This window comes from Martinezella rhizogenes, from assembly GCF_027460065.1.
Classification (GTDB): Bacteria; Pseudomonadota; Alphaproteobacteria; order Rhizobiales; family Rhizobiaceae; genus Agrobacterium; species Agrobacterium rhizogenes_C.
Genome location: NZ_JAPYZZ010000005.1, coordinates 1 through 17701, shown reverse-complemented (window position 1 = coordinate 17701; position 17701 = coordinate 1). Strand labels below are relative to the sequence as shown.

Sequence of the window (17701 nt, the reverse complement as noted above, 5' to 3'; positions counted from 1 at the left end):
GCGTCAGAACGACGACCGTTTTCCCCGGTAGGTCGATGGCGGTGGCAGCGCCTCATGGGCTTGGGCCAGCGTTTCCAGCCATGTTGCGAGCCCATCAGGAACGGCTTCATTGCCGGCTTCGAGCGCTTCGATCCAGGAGAGCTCGCATTGCAGGGCAGAGGCGATATTGATTGGCGTCCAGCGGATTACCCGCAGGCATTCATTGAAGCGATCTGGCGACATGATGATTTGTTATGTTCCCCGTCATTTTCTCACTGAAGCTTGCCCACGTCGCCCAAAGAGTCAATCATTTATGCAACTTTTGATTGGCGCAAGTTCGATGGCTTGTTATTTTCTGGGTATCAGCCTGAACCAGTCAGCATTGCAGTATACAACCTTTGCTGAAACATGGCGTATGCCTACCCATGCCGCGGGCGACAGTGACACGCGACCGTCAGCAACCTGTCGAGATCGGTGCCCTTACACGCACCGGAGAGCGACGGCATACACGGTACGCCCTACAGTTTCAACATTAACGAGATCACACAAGCCATTCTCAAGGCTGCAGAAAACAGGATCGCACATCAGATTCCGGACCCATCAAGCTCCCGGGCGTCGTCGCCTTCCCAGGGAGTGGGCATCGATAGGCCATCGATATCGGCTGAGGGCATAGGCATCCAACATTTCAATTCAGGCTCCGAGTACTCGATGATCCGCCCTGGCGACGAGTCGGAAGCACGCCAGCCTTCTGACCCGTACTGGTCACCCTTCGACCAGTATGCAAGGTCGACCTGGGACGGCCCTTGTTCTGACGAGCGGATCGTGACGAGAATGCGATCTCCATTTTTCGGCGCGCCTGCCATATGACGCCATCGGCGTGGTTGGTCCATGATGTTTCCTCCGTCTTGGCTTTCAATTTTGGCCTTGCCGTCAAAGAGGTCAACCAAAACTTTGCATGACCCCCTGTCGATCCGACGGGTGTCAATCCCACAGTGGTTTCCGGGGTTTTTGCCACGCAAGGCTTTCTAGTTGCCTCAAGACATGTTCCTTGCTCTGGATGCTTGGAACATCTTGAGTGTTCTGCAGGATGGGCCTTGCCTCGACCGGGCGCGGGTCGCAGAAACCATCAGAATGAGCATGGAGATTTTCCAAAACGATGGGATGATGCTTTGCAACATAGTTCCACTCTCGGATACCCGTCCTAATGGATACGGGGAAACACTGGTTTTTCAAGAAACCGGCGTTGGAAAGTTTTTGCGGCAACTACACCCAGTCCAAATCCGGATATCAATTTTGCCAGCAGAAGGTCAGGCAATGAACAGGACACCAGCCAATAGAAGGCGCCAAATGCCAAGAGCAATGTCGCGATGAGGTTAAGCTGGCCGTCGGTGGCTGGCCGACGAAAAGCCACGAAATGAAAACCGGCGACAACCCCCGCCAAACAGGGAATAAACTGGCCGAGAATTACCGTTGGCTTCGCCGTAAGCGAATCCAACAGACAAAAGATGGACGCCAGTAATCCTGTGCTGGCTAGCTGTAAAACAAAAGCTCCAATGAGGCGTGTTCCGCAGGAGTATTTCGGTTCTGAATAGCGAAAATACGGGGCCAAGACGTTCTCCATTCAAATGGTTTAAGGCCGTCTTGAAGTCCTACAATCTCAACCGAAGTTGAGGTCAAGAGGCAATGGTACGCGATTTAACCATGAGGCAGGACGGGGCGCGCTGTTGCGTTCGCCGGGAAATGTCGAGCGACGTCTGTGCGCACATTCCTTAATTTCCATTATCCGTTTACTGCGGCATCAAAAATGAAGTGTCCCTTTTTGAGACGTCTTGTCGCATTGGCACTTGCTGTTTATTTCTTCGTCGGGCTCCTCACAAAAATTACACGCAAAGATCGTTTTTTCTCGCTTTTGTTCCGTCATTCGACCTTTGGAGCATTGTGCTGAATCTGCCGTGTTTCGGGATTTTTCACCCCGGCAATGATTGTGAATCAAAGACAGCGCTTCGTTTCTTTATTTCGCCGGAAAACAGAATTTGCTTTGGCAGACAGTTTTCTATTTGGTGATAGAAGTAGCAATAGCATATACTTAACCGTAACTGCGACGCTCAGCCTTGCCTTTGAAGACGTCTTGTTGCTTCAGGTGATTGTCGGTCCTGCCTCGGGCTCCGAAAGGCTGAGTGTACCAGCTGATGCAAATTGGTAACGCAATTCTGATTATTCGGCTAAGCGCGTAAGAGTTGTCTTGCAAAATACTCGCCATTGATTAATGCGTCCCCTAGGGCAACAGGGGGTTGAAGTTTGTCGATGACCAGATATCTGGCCAACGCGCGTTTTCTGGTTTTGGAAAGTGCCAGATCATTCACCGTCGCGGGTTTCGGTGGGGAGAAAATTGACGGTCTCGTTGCCGTCATTTCCTCATCGCGGAGGTCGGTCATCGTTCTTTGTGCAGTCCTTTGCCTTGCTCCACAAACGGCGAAGTCGCGAGATGGCCTCAACGAAAGGTCGTCGGTGGAGACAAATGCGATTCAGGCAAATCAGGATTTTGCCGCGTCGCAGGAACCTGCTTTGACGATCAGAACATTTCCGGGCCCCTCGTCTGAGGATGGAGCGGGTGATACTTCGCCCTGTTTTGCGGTCGACACGATCCGCATCGAAGGCGGACACGAACTCATCGGCAGCGAAGCGGTGGAGGATGTGACAAAGCCCTTCGCATTGTCCTGCCAGAACAATGAAAGAGTCGGCGGATTGCTCAAGGCCGTCAACGGTCTTTTTGCCGACAAGGGCTATGCCACAACGCAGGCCTGGTTACCGGAGCAGGATATTGCCGCAAGCAGGGCGCTCGTCGTGCGTGTTGTGCCGGGGCGGATCGACGCTGTTATCTATGAAGAGGAGCGGGAACCCTATCAGTGGTTCTTTCCCCGGATGGCAAAACTGAGCGGGAAGGTCGCAAGATCGGGGTCTGTTGCCGAGTTCGTACAGCAGGCGGACGCCTGGTTGGAGGGCCTTGATGACGATCTCGAGCGCCTGACGTTGCTGCCACCATCCGCCCGGATCGCAATCACCGGCACGGTTGCGAAGGACGATGTGCTCCATGTCGATCGCTTGCAGGACACGCTGGACGGCCTCAACAGGGTTCCGTCCAATAAGGCCAAAGCCGAACTCGTACCGGGCAAGAGACCGGCGACCTCCGATGTGCAAATTACGAACCGCATCAACGACGCGTTCCGGCTTTATGGTGGTTACGACACGGAATCGATCGAAGGCGTCGACAAGCTGCGCTTCGGGATCACTGCGGAAAAAGACAACCTCATAGGCATAAACGACATATGGGGGCTAACGCTCAAAAGCGGTATCGAGACCAATGAGTTGAGCGGTGACGTTGCCGTCCCTGTCGGGCGTGTCACGATGAGGTTGAAGGGTGACTGGTCCGAAAACATGATCGACCTCGGCCCGCTTTCCGAGATGTTCATGACAACCTGGAACGTCAGTGCGGGCGCAGACTGGATCGTCCATGCTTCGCGTACTGAACGGCTCGTCGCCGACTTCACGGTCACCCATCGGGAGCAGAACCGCTACATCAACGGCGTCGCCTTGACCGACCAGCGTGTCTCTCCGGCGCAGGCTGGTTTGACCTACAGCCGTTTCTTCGAGCGTGGCACCCTGTTGGGCCGGATCGGTGTCGGCCAGGGCCTGTCGCTCTTCAACGCGCGCGAAGACGCCGATGGTATCAATGCCTCCACGCCCCACAACCAGTTTACGAAACTGGATGCGTCCCTGTCGGGGTCTTATGTCTTTCCCGGGCGCGCCTCGCTTTCCTCGAGCCTGTCGTCGCAATGGTCGGAAACCGCACTTTATTCCGATGACCAGATGACGATCGGTTCGCGCGGATCGGTACGTGGGTTCTCCAACGGAAGCTTCAAGGCTGATCGGGGTGCCGTGTGGCGAAACGAGGTCGCATTCGCCATGCCGGTCGATCTGCTGCTGGGCAAAGGTGGTTCAAACGCGCAGCCCGGGACTGATGGCGCCGCGCAGATCGCTGCGCCGTCATCGGAATGGGCGCGAACAACCCTTTCCCGTCTCAATCCCTACCTCTTCATCGACGCCGGCCTTGGTCGCGACGTCGCCAATGACGCCACGGGATACCGGGTCGGAAGTGGTGTGGGTCTGCGATACGGCGGCCCGCGGCTTTCTTTCGATATGGGCTATGCGTGGCGCGTGGCCGAAGACACCCGCAGCCGGCGCGTCAGCGCGGAAAAGGGTGAGCTGTTCATGACACTCCGATTGAAGGTTTTTTGAGCCATGCCGTATCTGTTCGATCTTCGGTCAAGAGACACTGTTGATAATGTAGGTAAATTCTCGCCGCGTTGCGGACTGGGTTCGCTGCTGGGACGGGCTTTGCCGATACTGGCGCTGGGCGGATTGCTGCTGGCTGGTTCTGCGCCAAACGCCATTGCGGATGACGGCGGCAATCAAACGGCTGTCGTCGGGGAAAATGCCTCGGAGGCAACGACCGCATGGGCCAGAGAGGCCAGACGTTACGGCGACTGGGAGCTGGTCTGCAAACCGCAGGCGGAGGCCGGCGCCCAGAAAGCCGATAGATCGACGTGCCGTTTGCAACAGGCACAGGCCGTAAACGGCGGGAAGGATATCGTCTTTCTATTCAATATTGCGAGGCAGGGAAAACAGCGCGTCGCAATCATTTCGACCCCGTTGAATGTCTACCTGCCGGCCGGTCTGGAATTGAAAATCGATAACGGGCAGACACAGCGGGTTATCTTCGAGACCTGCAACATATCCGGATGCCATGCCGGTTTTGCCCTGAATGGTCAGTTGCTTGCTGCACTGCGCAAGGGGAACGTCCTTGCGGTCGGCCTCAAGGATACCAAGGCAACCACCATTCCGCTCAAGGTTTCGCTCAATGGGATCAGCGCCGGCATAGACGCGCTGGATGCGGTCTCCCCATGAGACCAATCAATAAGATATATCCGGGAATTACACGTCCGGCATTGTTTATCGGTCTGATGACGGCAGGATGGATATCCATGTCCGCATTCGCATCGGCAGCGCCGGGCGAGTTCCGTGAATGCCCAGGGCGCATCGAAGACGCATCCGGCAAGCGTACCGTTTCATTTGCGGATTTGGCCAGTCGCCTCGGCAAGGTGGATTACCTGCTCTTTGGCGAACGGCACGGGGTCAGGGAACAGGCGGTTGCGTCATCCTGCGTCCTTTCGGCGATGGCCAAGGATGAGCGCCCGGTCACGCTCGTCATGGAGATGCTTTCGCGCGACGACGACACGCTGATTGCCCGCTATCGTGAAAACCATCCTGAAACCCCGGCCGGACTGGGTACGGAACTGAAATGGTGGACGCGAGGCTGGCCTTCGTTCGACAATTGGCTTCCGCTCATCGAGCGCGCATTCAGCCTTCGGCTTCCATTGCGTGGCGGCGACCTGGCGGAGAAAGATGGACGCACGGGCCAACTGACGCCAAACGAGAAAAAGGCAATCCGCAAACGGCTCGGCGCAGCCGAGACTGCTGTCCGCGAAAGCTGGACGAAGGCAATGGTGGCTGCTCATTGCGGGTTGATCTCAACGACGCAGGCCGGACTTAATGCTGACCGCCAAGTCCTTCGGGACTTCTCCCTGGCTGACGCCGCGCAGGAGGCCCGCGCGTTAAAGCAGGGCGTTCTGCTGCAGGTCGGCCGTGGCCACGGCCGCAAGGACCGTTCCCTCTATCACGTCCTTGCCCAAGGGGACGTATCGGTTCTGACCATTGGTGCTTTTGCCGAAGGTGAAAAGATCGGTGACGAAGAGCGCAAGCTTTACGATTACCTGTGGATCGTCGGTAAGGCCGATCTGGCCGAACCCTGCAAGTTCACCGGACTGACGAACAAAGCAGGGGAGCCCGTCTCCAGATGAGAAACATCTTTCAAGTGGCGAATATCGGCTATTCTTTCGCAGGCAGCCTGTCTTTGCTGCTGTGCGGGGTCGCTCTGCCGGCATTCGCGCAGGTCATTCCTGATGGTGGGACCCGCACAACGACGAGCATCGATGCTGCGACCGGCGCAACGACGGTTCATATCGCCGACCCGGTCGGCAGTGCTGGATCCACCATCAGCCACAATACCTACACGGAATTTTCTGTCGGTCCTCTCGGTGTCAATCTCGACAATAGTACGGCCAATGCACGCACGATCCTCAACGAAGTGACGTCCTCGCGCATATCCAACCTTAACGGCCCCTTGAAGGTGGAAGGTACCGGCCCTGCGCATGTCATCATCGCCAATCCAAACGGCATTTCCGTCGATGGCGCAACGTTCCTCAATACCGGTGGGGTGGTTCTTTCCACCGGCAAGGCTTCGATCGTCAGCCGACGGATCACGCCGACGTCCTATCAGGATAATGTGGTGCTCAAGACAGCAGACGGTACCATCAACGTTGGACCCGGTGGCCTGTCCGGTGCGATGAGCGCCCTGCAGATGCTGGCGGGTCGGATCCGCATAGACGGGCCTGTCGAAAACAGCTCCAGCCAACTGCGATCCACCATCAACCTGACGGCTGGCGGCAGTTCGGTCGAGTATGATTCAGCGGTATTGCCGCAATCTGACCTGGAAAACTGGGGGAGGATGGAAGAGGAGGGCGGTAACGACAATTCCGTTGCCGTCGAAATTACCTCGCGCGGAACGCTGAAGGCCAACACGGTTCGCATTCGTGCCACCAGTAATGGCGCCGGTGTCAGCCATGCGGGGACCGGGCTCGCGGCTCTGGGTGATTTCGTTATCGATGTATCCGGCAAGGTCACAACGAGCGGATCGATTGAAGCGAAGGGCAATATCCATATTGATGCAGGCTCGATAGAGACCCGCTCGCTCGCAAATCGGCCTCAGAGCAAAATCGAAGCCATCAACGGTGCGTTGACGCTTCTTGCCCAGGCGGGCGACATCAAAAATACCGGCGTTTTGATGAGCGGCATCCGTCGCGACAACAGCAACACGCATTCTCAAGGTGCGGCCACGCTCAAGGCTGCGGGTGATATCACACTGCTGACGGAAAATGCGGATCAGCTCGCGATCGTATTCGGCGCGAAGGACGATCTACACGTAAGTGCCCAGGGCTCCGTCATCAATAACACCGGCAGGCTTCTTTCGAATAACCAGACGACTGTTGAGGCAGGCAGGGACGTCCTGAATATCGCTGACATTTTGAACAGCGAGGGCGTCTGGCATTACCAGAAGGACGACGGCAAACGGCTTTGGTACACGCTCTGGCGATCACGCGAAACGACCGAAACCATAAGCATAGATTATGGCCAACCGCGCTTACCCGCCCAGCAGGCATATATAGTCGGTAGCAGCGTTATCGTGAGCGCTGGCGGCGATGTCGTCAACCGCGGCAGTTCAATCAATGCCGATTTCGGATCGGCCCATATTGAAGCTGTGAGCATCCTTAACGAGGGTGGCCTGTCCGGTTCTCTGCAGTTCGTCAATCGCTGCAGGTTGACCTGTATCGGTTCCGGCTCATCCACGACGAATGTTTCGGGCGGTGCCATCAATGCCAAAGGCAATATCGAATTGCGTGCCTCATCCTCCATTCTGAACAGATATGGCCGGATCATCAGCTACGGCAATATCAACGCAGTCGCGCCCGAGGTGGTTCTGGAGGGCGGCTCGATCCCCATCGTCGTGCAGCGACCGGCTGGCCTCTATAATTTCTGGAGTGGTTCGACGGCATGGATCGGCACTGGCTATGAGGGCGGCGTTTTCGATGCGCGGCAGGGCAGTATCACAATCGATGCCTTCCGTCCCGTTCAGGTGAGCGCCGGTGTGCTGCGGGCGCGAGATGGCGTCGTTGCCTCGTCGGGTATCGAAACTCTCAAGGAAACGGCAGGTGAGCAATACCCGTTCGGCCTCGATTCCATCGGCCTCTTCCCGGGAATGGTCGGCAAATGATGGCGGGTCGAAATCACCAGAAATCACCGTTCCTGCTCACCATCGTCTCGATGCTCACGGCGCCGAAAAAAGATGAAACTGTTACCGGGCGTAACCCGGAAAATCTCGATCACGGAGTTCAATCCATGCGCAACACACTACGCCGCCGACCCACTCGCACCTCTATGGCGGTTATCGCCTTTGTGGGCGCTTTGGGCATGGTGATGCCCGTATCCGCAGGCCCCCTTGAAGATGGCAAGGCGCTTCTGGAAAAGAAGGACTTTGCCAATGCGGCAAGAACGTTCGCCGATGGTTTCGATAAGGGTGACGGAGAGGCCGGCTTCCATCTGGCACGCATGGTCGAGCTTGGTGTTGGTTTCACGCCGGACCCCGTGAAAGCGCGAGCCCTCTATATCGCTGCGGCGGAAAGAGGTTCGGCGGCGGCAATGAACCGCCTCGGGCTCATGCATCTGCGCGGTGAGAACGTGCGTCAGGATTTTGCGGCCGCTTCTGAGCTGATCTGCAAGGCTGCCGATCTGGGCAACATGGAAGCCCAGTTCAATTGTGCGGGCCTCGCTCTCGACGGGCTCGGCCGTGCCAAGGATCCCGCGATCGCCTTTGGTTACTACCAAAAGGCCTCGCAAAGTGGTCATACGGGCGGGCGCAATATGGAGGCCGCGCTTCTTCGCACAGGCACCGGAACCGAACAGGATGCGGCCAAGGCGGTGAAGCTTTTCGAACAGGGCGCATCGCTTGGAAACCCTGTCTCGCTCTACGGTTTTGCAGAGATGCTGGAAAAGGGCGAAGGCGCTGCTGCCGACCCGGTTCGTGCTCACCTTTATTACAATTTGGCCAATGAACGCGGGCATCCCGGTGCGCGCGCTGCCCTTGAACGCCTGACTGCGAACATGACATCGGCAGAGATCGAAGATGCGCAGGCGCGTGCCCGTAACTGGAAACCTGCGCAGGCTGCGGAAGCCAATTAAGCAATTACATCGAACTTAGAGAGGGACCATGAAGATCAGGACTATTGTTATTGCTGCGGGGGCAGCACTGCTGTTGGCTGGCTGCCAGACGACGAAGCCGCTTTCTCCGGCAGAGCAAGCAAAAAAAGACGAATATGATCGCGAGAATGATCGTGTCGCCAAGGCAGATTGCGCACTGGTTGATTTGCTCAATCAGCGCAGAACCAAGGCGGAGGAGAGCCCCTTACGTGCTCCCGACTGCGCTTATATGCGCAAGAACAACACGCTCGTCGGTTTCGACGGCCGTCCGACGCCATTGCCGAACTTTGCTTTCAATGGAATCCCCGTGCCGATCGGCGGCGTCGTTGCACTCGCCCAGGCGGCCGAAAAGGCAACCAATGAGGAACGAGCCAAGAAAGCTCAAGTACCGGCTCATCTGAAATCCGATGATGGAGCCATTGTTTACCGGAAGATGGTTCTTCGCGGTTTCAAGGAAACCGAGGTCGCCGCCGTCGCGGACACGGCGGTTTTCTCTCACGCGGCGACAGCAACGGGTCGCGGTCAGCAATATCTCGCTTCGGGCGCGAGGTGAGCCATGCGTGTTACATTGGCCTGCAAGGCATTGATCGTATTCAGCTTGGTTGGGATTGTCGGATGTCAAGGCACTGCCCCGTCTGCTGAGCAGGCAGCTAGGCGGGAAAAGATAGAACAAGCCAATCTGCGCAACGCGCAGGCATTTTGCGCGATGATTGATGAAGCTAATCGAGTGACAAGCGCGCGCCGGCAAATGCTGCCTGAGAACGACGATTGCGCCTATTTCAGGCGGAACGGCACCCTGGTGGGTTACAGCCCGGCGGTCAGGAACCAATATACCGGGTTCTTCGACAATTTACGGGATGTGGCGGCCTACGGTCGAGCCCATAAGGCAGCGTTGCCTGCCTCGGTGAAAAATGACCGGGATGCCTCGGATATCTATCGCAAATTGCTGGTCCGCGGTTTCGATGAGGACATCGCCGGCGAAGTGTCGCGTTCGCGCGCGTTCCTGGAGGCGGTTACTGCCTTTCGGCACGCACGGCAAGCACAGGGAATAAAATAATGGCTTATTCGAAGGCGACGCGTTTCGTTCCCATTCTTCTTTCATTGGTCCTTGCTGCCGGGTGCCGGCCGACCGATCCGCAGCCGGTGGCGACGCTGAACGGCGAAAAGATCATGTCGGCGACCTGTACCAATTCGATCGTCACGCCGACGGAGCAGTCCTGCAAAAAGGCTGTGCTCGAAAAATGCCGGCAGGGGGCGACCATTGCTGACATGAGCGAAACATCCCGTCCGGTTTACCGTCATCCGGGCTGGACCACACAATACATCTGGACTGTCCTCATAAAGAACTGCTGACGAACCGGTCTCAAGCGAACACGAATTCAATTGCCCTTGCTGGTGGGAGTACCCGAATGAAAACGATGATGGTCAAAGTACTGATCGACAAGTCCAGACCGGGCGAGTTGGTGAAGAAAACGACCGCATTGGTGACGTCGGTCAGCCTTGTGCTGACGACGATCGCCGGTTCGTTTGCGCCTGCCAGCGCGCAGGTCATCACAGATCCGACCGCACCGATTGAATTTCGTCCAAATGTAACGTCTTCGGGCAACGGAACACCGACGCTCAATATCGTCACACCTTCCAGCGGCGGCGTCAGCCATAACAAGTTGCGCGAGTACAATATCGACACGCGTGGCCTGATCCTGAACAATTCAGGACTAGGCGGAACATCAATCATCGGCGGTAACGTTGAAGCCAATCCCAATCTGGGGGGTGGTCGCTCCGCCAGGATCATCGTCAACGAGGTAACGGGTAGCAGGCGTTCCAACCTCAATGGCGTGACGGAAGTATTCGGCTCAAAAGCCGACGTCATCGTGGCCAATCCCAATGGCATTGATTGCATGGGCTGCGGTTTTATCAACACCGGCAGCGCGACTTTGACCACCGGAACACCGCTCATCGACTATAATGCGGGTACGGTGGGGCTGGAGACCAGATCAGGCGACATCACTATCTCCGGCTCTGGCGTATCCGCCGCCAATGGCCAGTTGCCGGATGAGATCCGTCTCGATGCAAAGTCAATCCGGATCGATGGCCTGATAGATGCCCGCGGCCGTATCGACCTTAAGGCCGGTTCCAAGCGCACTGATGGTTCTACAGGCAAGACGACCGCTATCGCCGGTGACCCCGTTGGGCAGGGTATTGTTTCGAGCGCAGCCGGTGTTGTGCGCGCTGGATCGATTGCAGCACTTTCCAGCGACCTCAATACGGGTATTTCGCTGGCCGGTAACCTGCAGGCTCTGGGCATGCTCGACGCCAGTGGCGCCATCGTGCCAGGCGCGCTGTCGCTCGTATCCTCTGGTGACATCAAACTCACATCGGGCGGGGTGGCCGGCAACGCCGAACTGCGTGCGGCAACTGCGCTTGAGATATCACGCGATCTTGCGGCCCGAGGCGAAATATCCATCACCGCGCGTGATGTGTCGTTGCTCGGTACGGCAAGTCTGGAAGGCGGTCTTGGCCTTTCCGTCGTCGCGAGCGCCGACATCGTTTCAGCCGCTGTGCTCAAATCCGGTGGCGGGATGAAAGTGGATGCGGGCAACAACGCCTCTCTGTCCGGTATTGTCGCCAGCGCCGGCGATATGAGCCTGCGTGCAGCAAACAAACTTGCAGCCGACACTACGACCCTGGTCGCGCCAAACATCGATCTCAAGGCAAGGGACGTGGCGCTCACGGCGACCTGGTTCGAACCGGAAAAGCAGGGCTCGATCACGGCAACGAATGTCGAGATAGGTGCGGGCACCCAGTTCAAAAAGACCTCTCCGGTCTTTATCAACGCGGCCGAAGAACTGACCATCGGCACCCGGATCGACACGGGGGAATATTCCAAGCTTTTCATGGTTTTCCGGGATCTGGCCATTTCGGAGACCGGTCAATTCACGACGATTAATGACCAGTTTGATGTCCGCAACTTCAGAAATGCCGGTGTGCTGCTTTCAAGCGGCCAGCTGGCGATCAATGCAGTGCAGGTGTTCAACGATGTCACCGGTGTTATCAAGGCCGGCACACTCAGCGTAACGACGAAGAGCGACCTCACCAATCTGGGCAGGCTCCTTTCTGAAACGACGCTTCGGTTGCTATCGGACGCCAAGATCACGAACGACGGAAAAATTGCCGCGCTGGATCAAGTCCAACTCGATGCACTGAGCTATGTCGCAGGTTCCAGCGCCGCTCAAATAGCCGCCGGTAAGGCCGAGTTGATCCTCGGCGGTGATCTTCGCAATAACGGCATGATCAACATACTTGGGACCGCAAGCATCAGGGCTGGCGACGCAGTTATCAACAGCGGAAGGATCAGTTCCAATGAAAGCCTGACTCTCGTGGCGGGCGATCTTGTCAATGCGGGCGCGCAGGCATTGATCGGGGCCAATACCGATCTTTCGATCACGGCTCGCAGCCTCTCCAACGTGCTTGGTACCCTCCAGGCCAACGGCAGTTTCGAGATTGCTGCATCGGGAGCCCTTGATAATGCCGGGCTTCTCCTGAGCCGTTCCGACCTGGCAATTAAAGCAGCGTCGATGACCAATATCGAGGCCGGCTGGATTGAGGCCGGACGGATCGACATCAAGCTGAACGCGGGAGATCTCACCAATCTGGGGCGGATGATAAGTGGCGATACGATCGGCATTCTCTCTTCGGGTAATGTTACCAACGATGGTGTCGTCCAGGCGAGGTCATCCACGCTTCATCTGGAGGCGGTTTCCTACGTTTCAAATTCTCCTGCTGCGGAACTGGTCGCAGCAAAGGCAGACATCATCCTGTCGGGCTCGTTGCACAATGCAGGTCTGATTGCCGCGACCGGCGAACTGACCTTGCAAGCGGGGCAGGGTATCCGAAATGCCGCAAACGGTGAAATTGCTGCTGGGGCAATCGAGGCAAGGATTGTTGGCGATCTTGCCAATCTCGGCAAACTCCTTTCCAAGACGACGTTAAGTGCAACCGTTTCCGGCCTTCTTGCCAATAGCGGCTATATTCATGCCGCAGGTGATCTGGAACTGACTGTGGCGGATCTGGTCAATAGCGGTGCCCTTTCGAGTATCGCAAGCGATGGCAACACGGTTATTCATGCATCGCGCAGCATTGCCAACGAGGCGAGTACAATCCTGTCCAGGCGGGCACTTACGCTTTCCGCAGATATCGCCCTGTCGAATTTCGGTCTGCTGCAGGGGACCGAAGGGTTCTCTCTTTCGGCGCAGGCGCTCGATAACCAGCAGGGCGGGCGGATTCACGCCGGTTCGATACGACAAACGGAGAATGGCACAATTCCCGTTGGCGAACTGTCGTTAACTATCTCGGGAAATCTTTCCAATCTTGGTCAGATCATTTCGGCCAACCGCGCCCTGCTCGCAGCGACGGGAAGGATTGATAACAGTGGTTCGATCGAGGCGGGCGGGGATTTGCGTCTCCAGACCTATGCCTACGTTCCAGGATCGCCATCGGCGCGTCTCGCGGCGCGCAATCTCGATCTCATCCTGGGTTCTTCCTTCACCAATGCCGGTCTGCTTGCCGTCGCCGGCAAGCTCGGCCTCGATATCAAGGGCGATCTGGTCAACGCTTCCGCCGGCAAAATCGAAGCCGGCGCGATAGAGGCCAGCGTCACCGGCAAGCTGCATAATCTCGGCTCGATCCTCACGCCCGGAACACTTGATGTCGTGGTGAGTGGTCTATTTGCAAACGAAGCACTGATTCATGCCGGGACAGGCTTGAAGGTCAAGGCCGCATCGCTTGCCAATGCCGGAAGCAATGCCGCAATCAAGTCCAGCGGCAACATGATCCTCGATATTGGCGGCAATCTCGATAACAGCCGCGGCCGCATATTTGCTGGCGGAAATCTTGCTATCGAGGTCCTGGCGACCCTGATCAATGCGTCGGCCCGCATTGAAAGCGGTGCCGATATGCAGATCAAGGCTACGACACTGGTCAATACCGCTCTGGACGGAACGGAGAGTGCGCAGGACTATTATCAGCTTGGGGAACTCAGCATTCTCTATGCCACACAGCGTACCAGTGGGCCTGCCCGATATTGGGGTACGATGAGTGCCACCCGCGACGAATTTTCCGGAATCGTTCGGGTTCGATTGCCCGGCACGATCCGCGCCGGCGCTAATATGGCGATTTCCGGCGACACCCTGGAAAACCGGGAGGGTCGCATTCTTGCGGTCAAAGACCTCTCCATAGACATGAACCGTATCCTCAACGATATGGTCACCAGCAATGTCGATCATTACCGCGTGCAATGGAGCGGTGGTCGCAATTTCCAGGACAATGGATCCGGCAAGTTCCATGCGCCGGTTGGCGCCGATCCGCGATGGCTCGTGACGTCGTTCAACGCTGCTGTCTTCAAGGATGCCGGTCTTGCGGAGCGGGCTGAAGGCGGCAACCGGATGATCGTCATCTCCAAGGGTAAGTCGCCGGTGACGATCACCTATTCCGGCAATCAAAGATACAAGGATGGCGTCATCAACGGCGGTGCCGTCCAGCTAATTGAGTACGCCGACGCGGCAAGTCTGCTTGATCTGGCCGCCCTTGGGATCGATCCGAACAATATTCCCGACGTGATCATGATCGGCAACCGCATGGCCGACATCGAGAGCGCTCCCTACGGCAATCATACCAAGACATATATCGGAACAGCCGCTGTCGGCGTCGGCTCGATGATAAAGTCCGGCGCCGCGCTGATGATCGATGGCGGTACCGTTATCACCAATCGTGGTACGCTCTCGGGTAGCCTTGTATCCATCGAGGCGGGCGAGTTGCAGAACGGTCTCGGGACCCCCGGCGGCATCGATGGTTCCGGGTTCGGCCATTACAGCGGTACGCTGCCTGGCGGTGTGAATGGCAATGCGGGTTCCGCCATCGGCGCCGCCACGGGCCAATTGGGCACCGTAAATTTCGTGCTGGACGATGTCTCTGTTCCACCTCTCGATCTCGGGGCTTTCGAAGCGCGCAAGCTTTACAGCGTCAACGCTTCCGATTTTGGCAATCTCGTGCGTGTTACCGGCTCCGCGGAAGCTGCGCGCCTGCTGGGATCGGCGCGCATCGACGGCGCGGCGCTTACCTTCTTTGCGGATCCGGTTGCGGAAGCGAAGGCTCTGGCCGACGCTGCTCGCCAGCAGGCCGGCACCCATCTGGTCGTTGATCCCTCACTTTCTCCGGAAGAGCAGCGCGAAGAACTTTACCGCAATGCGGCGGAATTCGCCGCAAGCACCGGCGCGCAATATGGCGTAGCGCTGACCGAGGCGCAGCGTGCAGCGCTCGAAAAGCCGATGGTCTGGCACGAAACCCGGATCATCGATGGCAAGCCCGTGCTGGTGCCGAGGCTCTATCTGCCCTCGCAGGATGAGCTTCTGCGGGGCGGACGCGGTGCCGGCCTGATCGCCGCCGACGATCTCCTTGTCGATATTGGGGGGAGGCTCAACAATAGTGGCGCGATCGTCGCCTCCGGGCTTGCCTCGATTTCCGCCTCCTCAATCCTCAACCAACGCCTGATCGATCTCGATACACGAGATCGTGCCCTTGTGGGCGGGCGCGGGGATAGCGGCCTGATTTCTGCAGGCACCCTGTTCATGGCGACCGATGGCGATCTCCTGAACCGCGGCGGTACCCTTGCATCGGCGGGCGATATCGATCTCCGGATCGGCGGTTCGCTGATTAACGAGACGGAACGTTATATTCGTACCGTCGATTCCCAGGACGGATGTGTGGGCAAGGCCTGCGGGACGCTGCGCACGGACTATAATATCGCCTCCATCACGGCCGGGCGTGATCTGACCATCATCGCGGATCGGGATATCGTCAATAGCGGCGGCACGCTGGGATCCGTCACCGACATGCTGCTGGCCGCCGGGCGGGATGTGACGTTCGAGACGCTGAAAGACCGTTTTGTTGCCGAAGATTACAAGCAGCGTGGCTTCTTCTCCGGCATCACGGTTCTGCGCAACGAGATTACCACCGCCGAGGCCAGCGCCCAGTCGCTGGTTGGCGATGTCTCGATCCTTGCGGGATACGGCGTCTGCGACGGTGGCAGCCTGTGTGCGAAAGGAACGGCTCCTGGCGATGTCATTCTGAACGGTGCAATGGTGAGCGCCTTTGACAAGCTCTCGATCGACGCCACCGGCAAGATCGACATGGGGACCGTCAGCAAGGAAGTTGAGAACAGATACAAGAAATGGGGCTTCAGCGGCTTAAGCTGGGGTTCGGTCAAGCAGGCGTGGAACGATGTCGATACCTCCGTCACCCGGCTTTCCGGCAATGACGTCTCGCTCAATGCCAAGGGTCCGATCACCGGCACGGGCGTAAAGATCGCCGCGGTCAACGACCTTCTGATGAAGACCGATGACACGATCCGGCTGCAGGCGGCGCAGGATGCGCTTTATTTCACGGAAAAAGGTTTCAATATTGGCCTGAGCTTCCCGGGTTCTGCGGGCATAGATGCCGCCTTGAGAGGCGGCTCCGGTGGCCAGATACTGTCCGGTCTTGCTGGTATCAATCCGATAACGGCGAAACTCGCGGCTCTTGCCAATGCGGATAATGGGCTTGCGGCAGGGCTGGCGGTGGTCAATCTGGCGACTACTGGTGCGTCAATCTTTGGCGGTGCGGCGAAAGCCGGTGGCGGTGGCGACACGCAAATCTCAACCGATGCCTTCAAAAATGCACTAAACGATCGTCTCAACCCGCTGTCGCAGTTCACCGATGAAAACGGCAACTTCTCGGCCAAGAATTTTGGCATCAACCTGTCCGTCTGGAAGAACGAGCAACGCTGGTCCGAGAGCCAGATATCCGAGCTGACGGCTGGTGGCGATATCGTCATGAAGGCCGGGCTGGATGTCATCCTTGACCAGGGTACGCGGATGGTCTCCGGTGGCGATGTCGCCATCGATGCCGGTCGCGATATTCTCCTGGCCGCCCTTGTCGACTACGCGAAGGACAAGTCATCCTCCTTTGGCCTGCAGCTCTCCCTGTCCTCAATCGGGTTCGATATCGCCAAGTCGAAGGGTTATGACGAGACGCTGACGAATGCGTCTATCACCGCGGCTGGAAACGTCTCGCTGACGTCCGGTCGTGACACGGCGCTTCTGGGTGGCAACATCATCGGCAGGACGGTAGACCTCGATGTCGGCCGCGATCTCACCATCGTCTCGCCGCAGGCACAGGGCTGGCGTGATGGTTTCTCCTTCGGCCTGACCATTGGTGTGAACCCGGCCGACTGGAGCGTTCGCGGGTCTAAAGAAGACGGCTGGAAGGCATGGTCTTCCGGTTCGGGGATCATTGCGGCCCAGGGCATCGATATCAAGGTCGGTGAAGATACGACGCTGATCGGTGCGCTGCTTCAGGCAACCGACGGCGATATCAGCCTCGATACCGAGACGCTGACTGTGGCTGACTTGAAGGACACCGACCAATACAAGAATGTCGGCGGTTCTATCGGCATGAGCGGCGGCGGGCTGAACTCCATCGGCTTCTCCTATGAGAAGAAGGACAAGCAGGGCGAAACCCGCACGACGCTGGATGCGTCAGGCGAATTGAACGTGACCATTCGCGACGCGGACAAGGACGGTGTTGCCGGAACGGCCGCATTCATGGCCCTATTGTAGTTCTGGATAGCCCTTATGTTATCGCCGAACTCGATCAGGTTCTGAACGTCAAGCTCACCCGACAGCTTGGTGTAGCCTTATGTTATCGCCGAACTCGATCAGGTTCTGAACGTCAAGCTCACCCGACAGCTTGGTGTAGC

The 17701-nt window shown here is 57.5% G+C and carries 12 protein-coding genes; 9 read left to right on the top strand and 3 right to left on the bottom strand.

All coding sequences use genetic code 11. The annotated features are described in order from the left end of the window. Positions 1–3 precede the first annotated feature (3 nt). The 3 genes from O8B93_RS09795 to O8B93_RS09785 form a co-directional block, all read right to left on the bottom strand. Entirely contained in the window at positions 4–222 is a 219-nt protein-coding gene (locus tag O8B93_RS09795; RefSeq protein WP_003521599.1) for a hypothetical protein, read from the bottom strand. Between the two features lie 341 nt (positions 223–563). Next, positions 564–869 (bottom strand): hypothetical protein, encoded by a 306-nt coding sequence (locus O8B93_RS09790; protein WP_269709614.1) that lies wholly within the window; start codon positions 867–869, stop codon positions 564–566. Positions 870–1180: 311 nt separating this feature from the next. Then, positions 1181–1588: a hypothetical protein gene (locus O8B93_RS09785; protein WP_269709613.1), complete on the bottom strand. Its 408-nt coding sequence runs from the start codon at positions 1586–1588 to the stop codon at positions 1181–1183. 695 nt (positions 1589–2283) lie between these two features. Between O8B93_RS09785 and O8B93_RS09780 the strand changes: the two genes are divergently transcribed. The 9 genes from O8B93_RS09780 to O8B93_RS09740 all read left to right on the top strand — a co-directional run bounded on the left by O8B93_RS09780 (position 2284) and on the right by O8B93_RS09740 (position 17561). After that, positions 2284–4275, top strand: a complete 1992-nt coding sequence (locus O8B93_RS09780) for a ShlB/FhaC/HecB family hemolysin secretion/activation protein (protein ID WP_269709612.1) — start codon at positions 2284–2286, stop codon at positions 4273–4275. A gap of 99 nt (positions 4276–4374) precedes the next feature. Then, complete coding sequence (locus tag O8B93_RS09775; protein WP_269709611.1) at positions 4375–4944, top strand: invasion associated locus B family protein; 570 nt, start codon at positions 4375–4377, stop codon at positions 4942–4944. Between the two features lie 77 nt (positions 4945–5021). Continuing rightward, a complete protein-coding gene (locus O8B93_RS09770) occupies positions 5022–5897 on the top strand; it encodes a ChaN family lipoprotein (RefSeq protein ID WP_269709610.1) in 876 nt (291 codons plus the stop codon). Further along, positions 5894–7927, top strand: coding sequence for a filamentous hemagglutinin N-terminal domain-containing protein (locus O8B93_RS09765; RefSeq protein WP_269709609.1), 2034 nt, complete (start codon positions 5894–5896; stop codon positions 7925–7927). Before O8B93_RS09770 ends, O8B93_RS09765 begins: the two co-directional genes overlap by 4 nt. Then, a complete protein-coding gene (locus O8B93_RS09760; protein ID WP_269709608.1) occupies positions 7924–8892 on the top strand; it encodes a tetratricopeptide repeat protein in 969 nt (322 codons plus the stop codon). The genes O8B93_RS09765 and O8B93_RS09760 overlap by 4 nt, the downstream gene beginning before the upstream one ends. Before the next feature lie 28 nt (positions 8893–8920). After that, complete coding sequence (locus O8B93_RS09755; protein ID WP_269709607.1) at positions 8921–9463, top strand: hypothetical protein; 543 nt, start codon at positions 8921–8923, stop codon at positions 9461–9463. A 3-nt stretch (positions 9464–9466) separates the two neighbouring features. Next, on the top strand, positions 9467–9967 hold the full coding sequence (locus tag O8B93_RS09750) for a hypothetical protein (protein WP_269709606.1): 501 nt from the start codon (positions 9467–9469) through the stop codon (positions 9965–9967). Beyond that, the gene (locus O8B93_RS09745; RefSeq protein ID WP_269709605.1) at positions 9967–10263 is read left to right on the top strand and encodes a hypothetical protein; all 297 of its coding nucleotides are present in this window, start codon (positions 9967–9969) and stop codon (positions 10261–10263) included. Before O8B93_RS09750 ends, O8B93_RS09745 begins: the two co-directional genes overlap by 1 nt. Before the next feature lie 56 nt (positions 10264–10319). After that, on the top strand, positions 10320–17561 hold the full coding sequence (locus tag O8B93_RS09740; protein ID WP_269709604.1) for a two-partner secretion domain-containing protein: 7242 nt from the start codon (positions 10320–10322) through the stop codon (positions 17559–17561). The last annotated feature ends 140 nt before the right edge of the window (positions 17562–17701 follow it).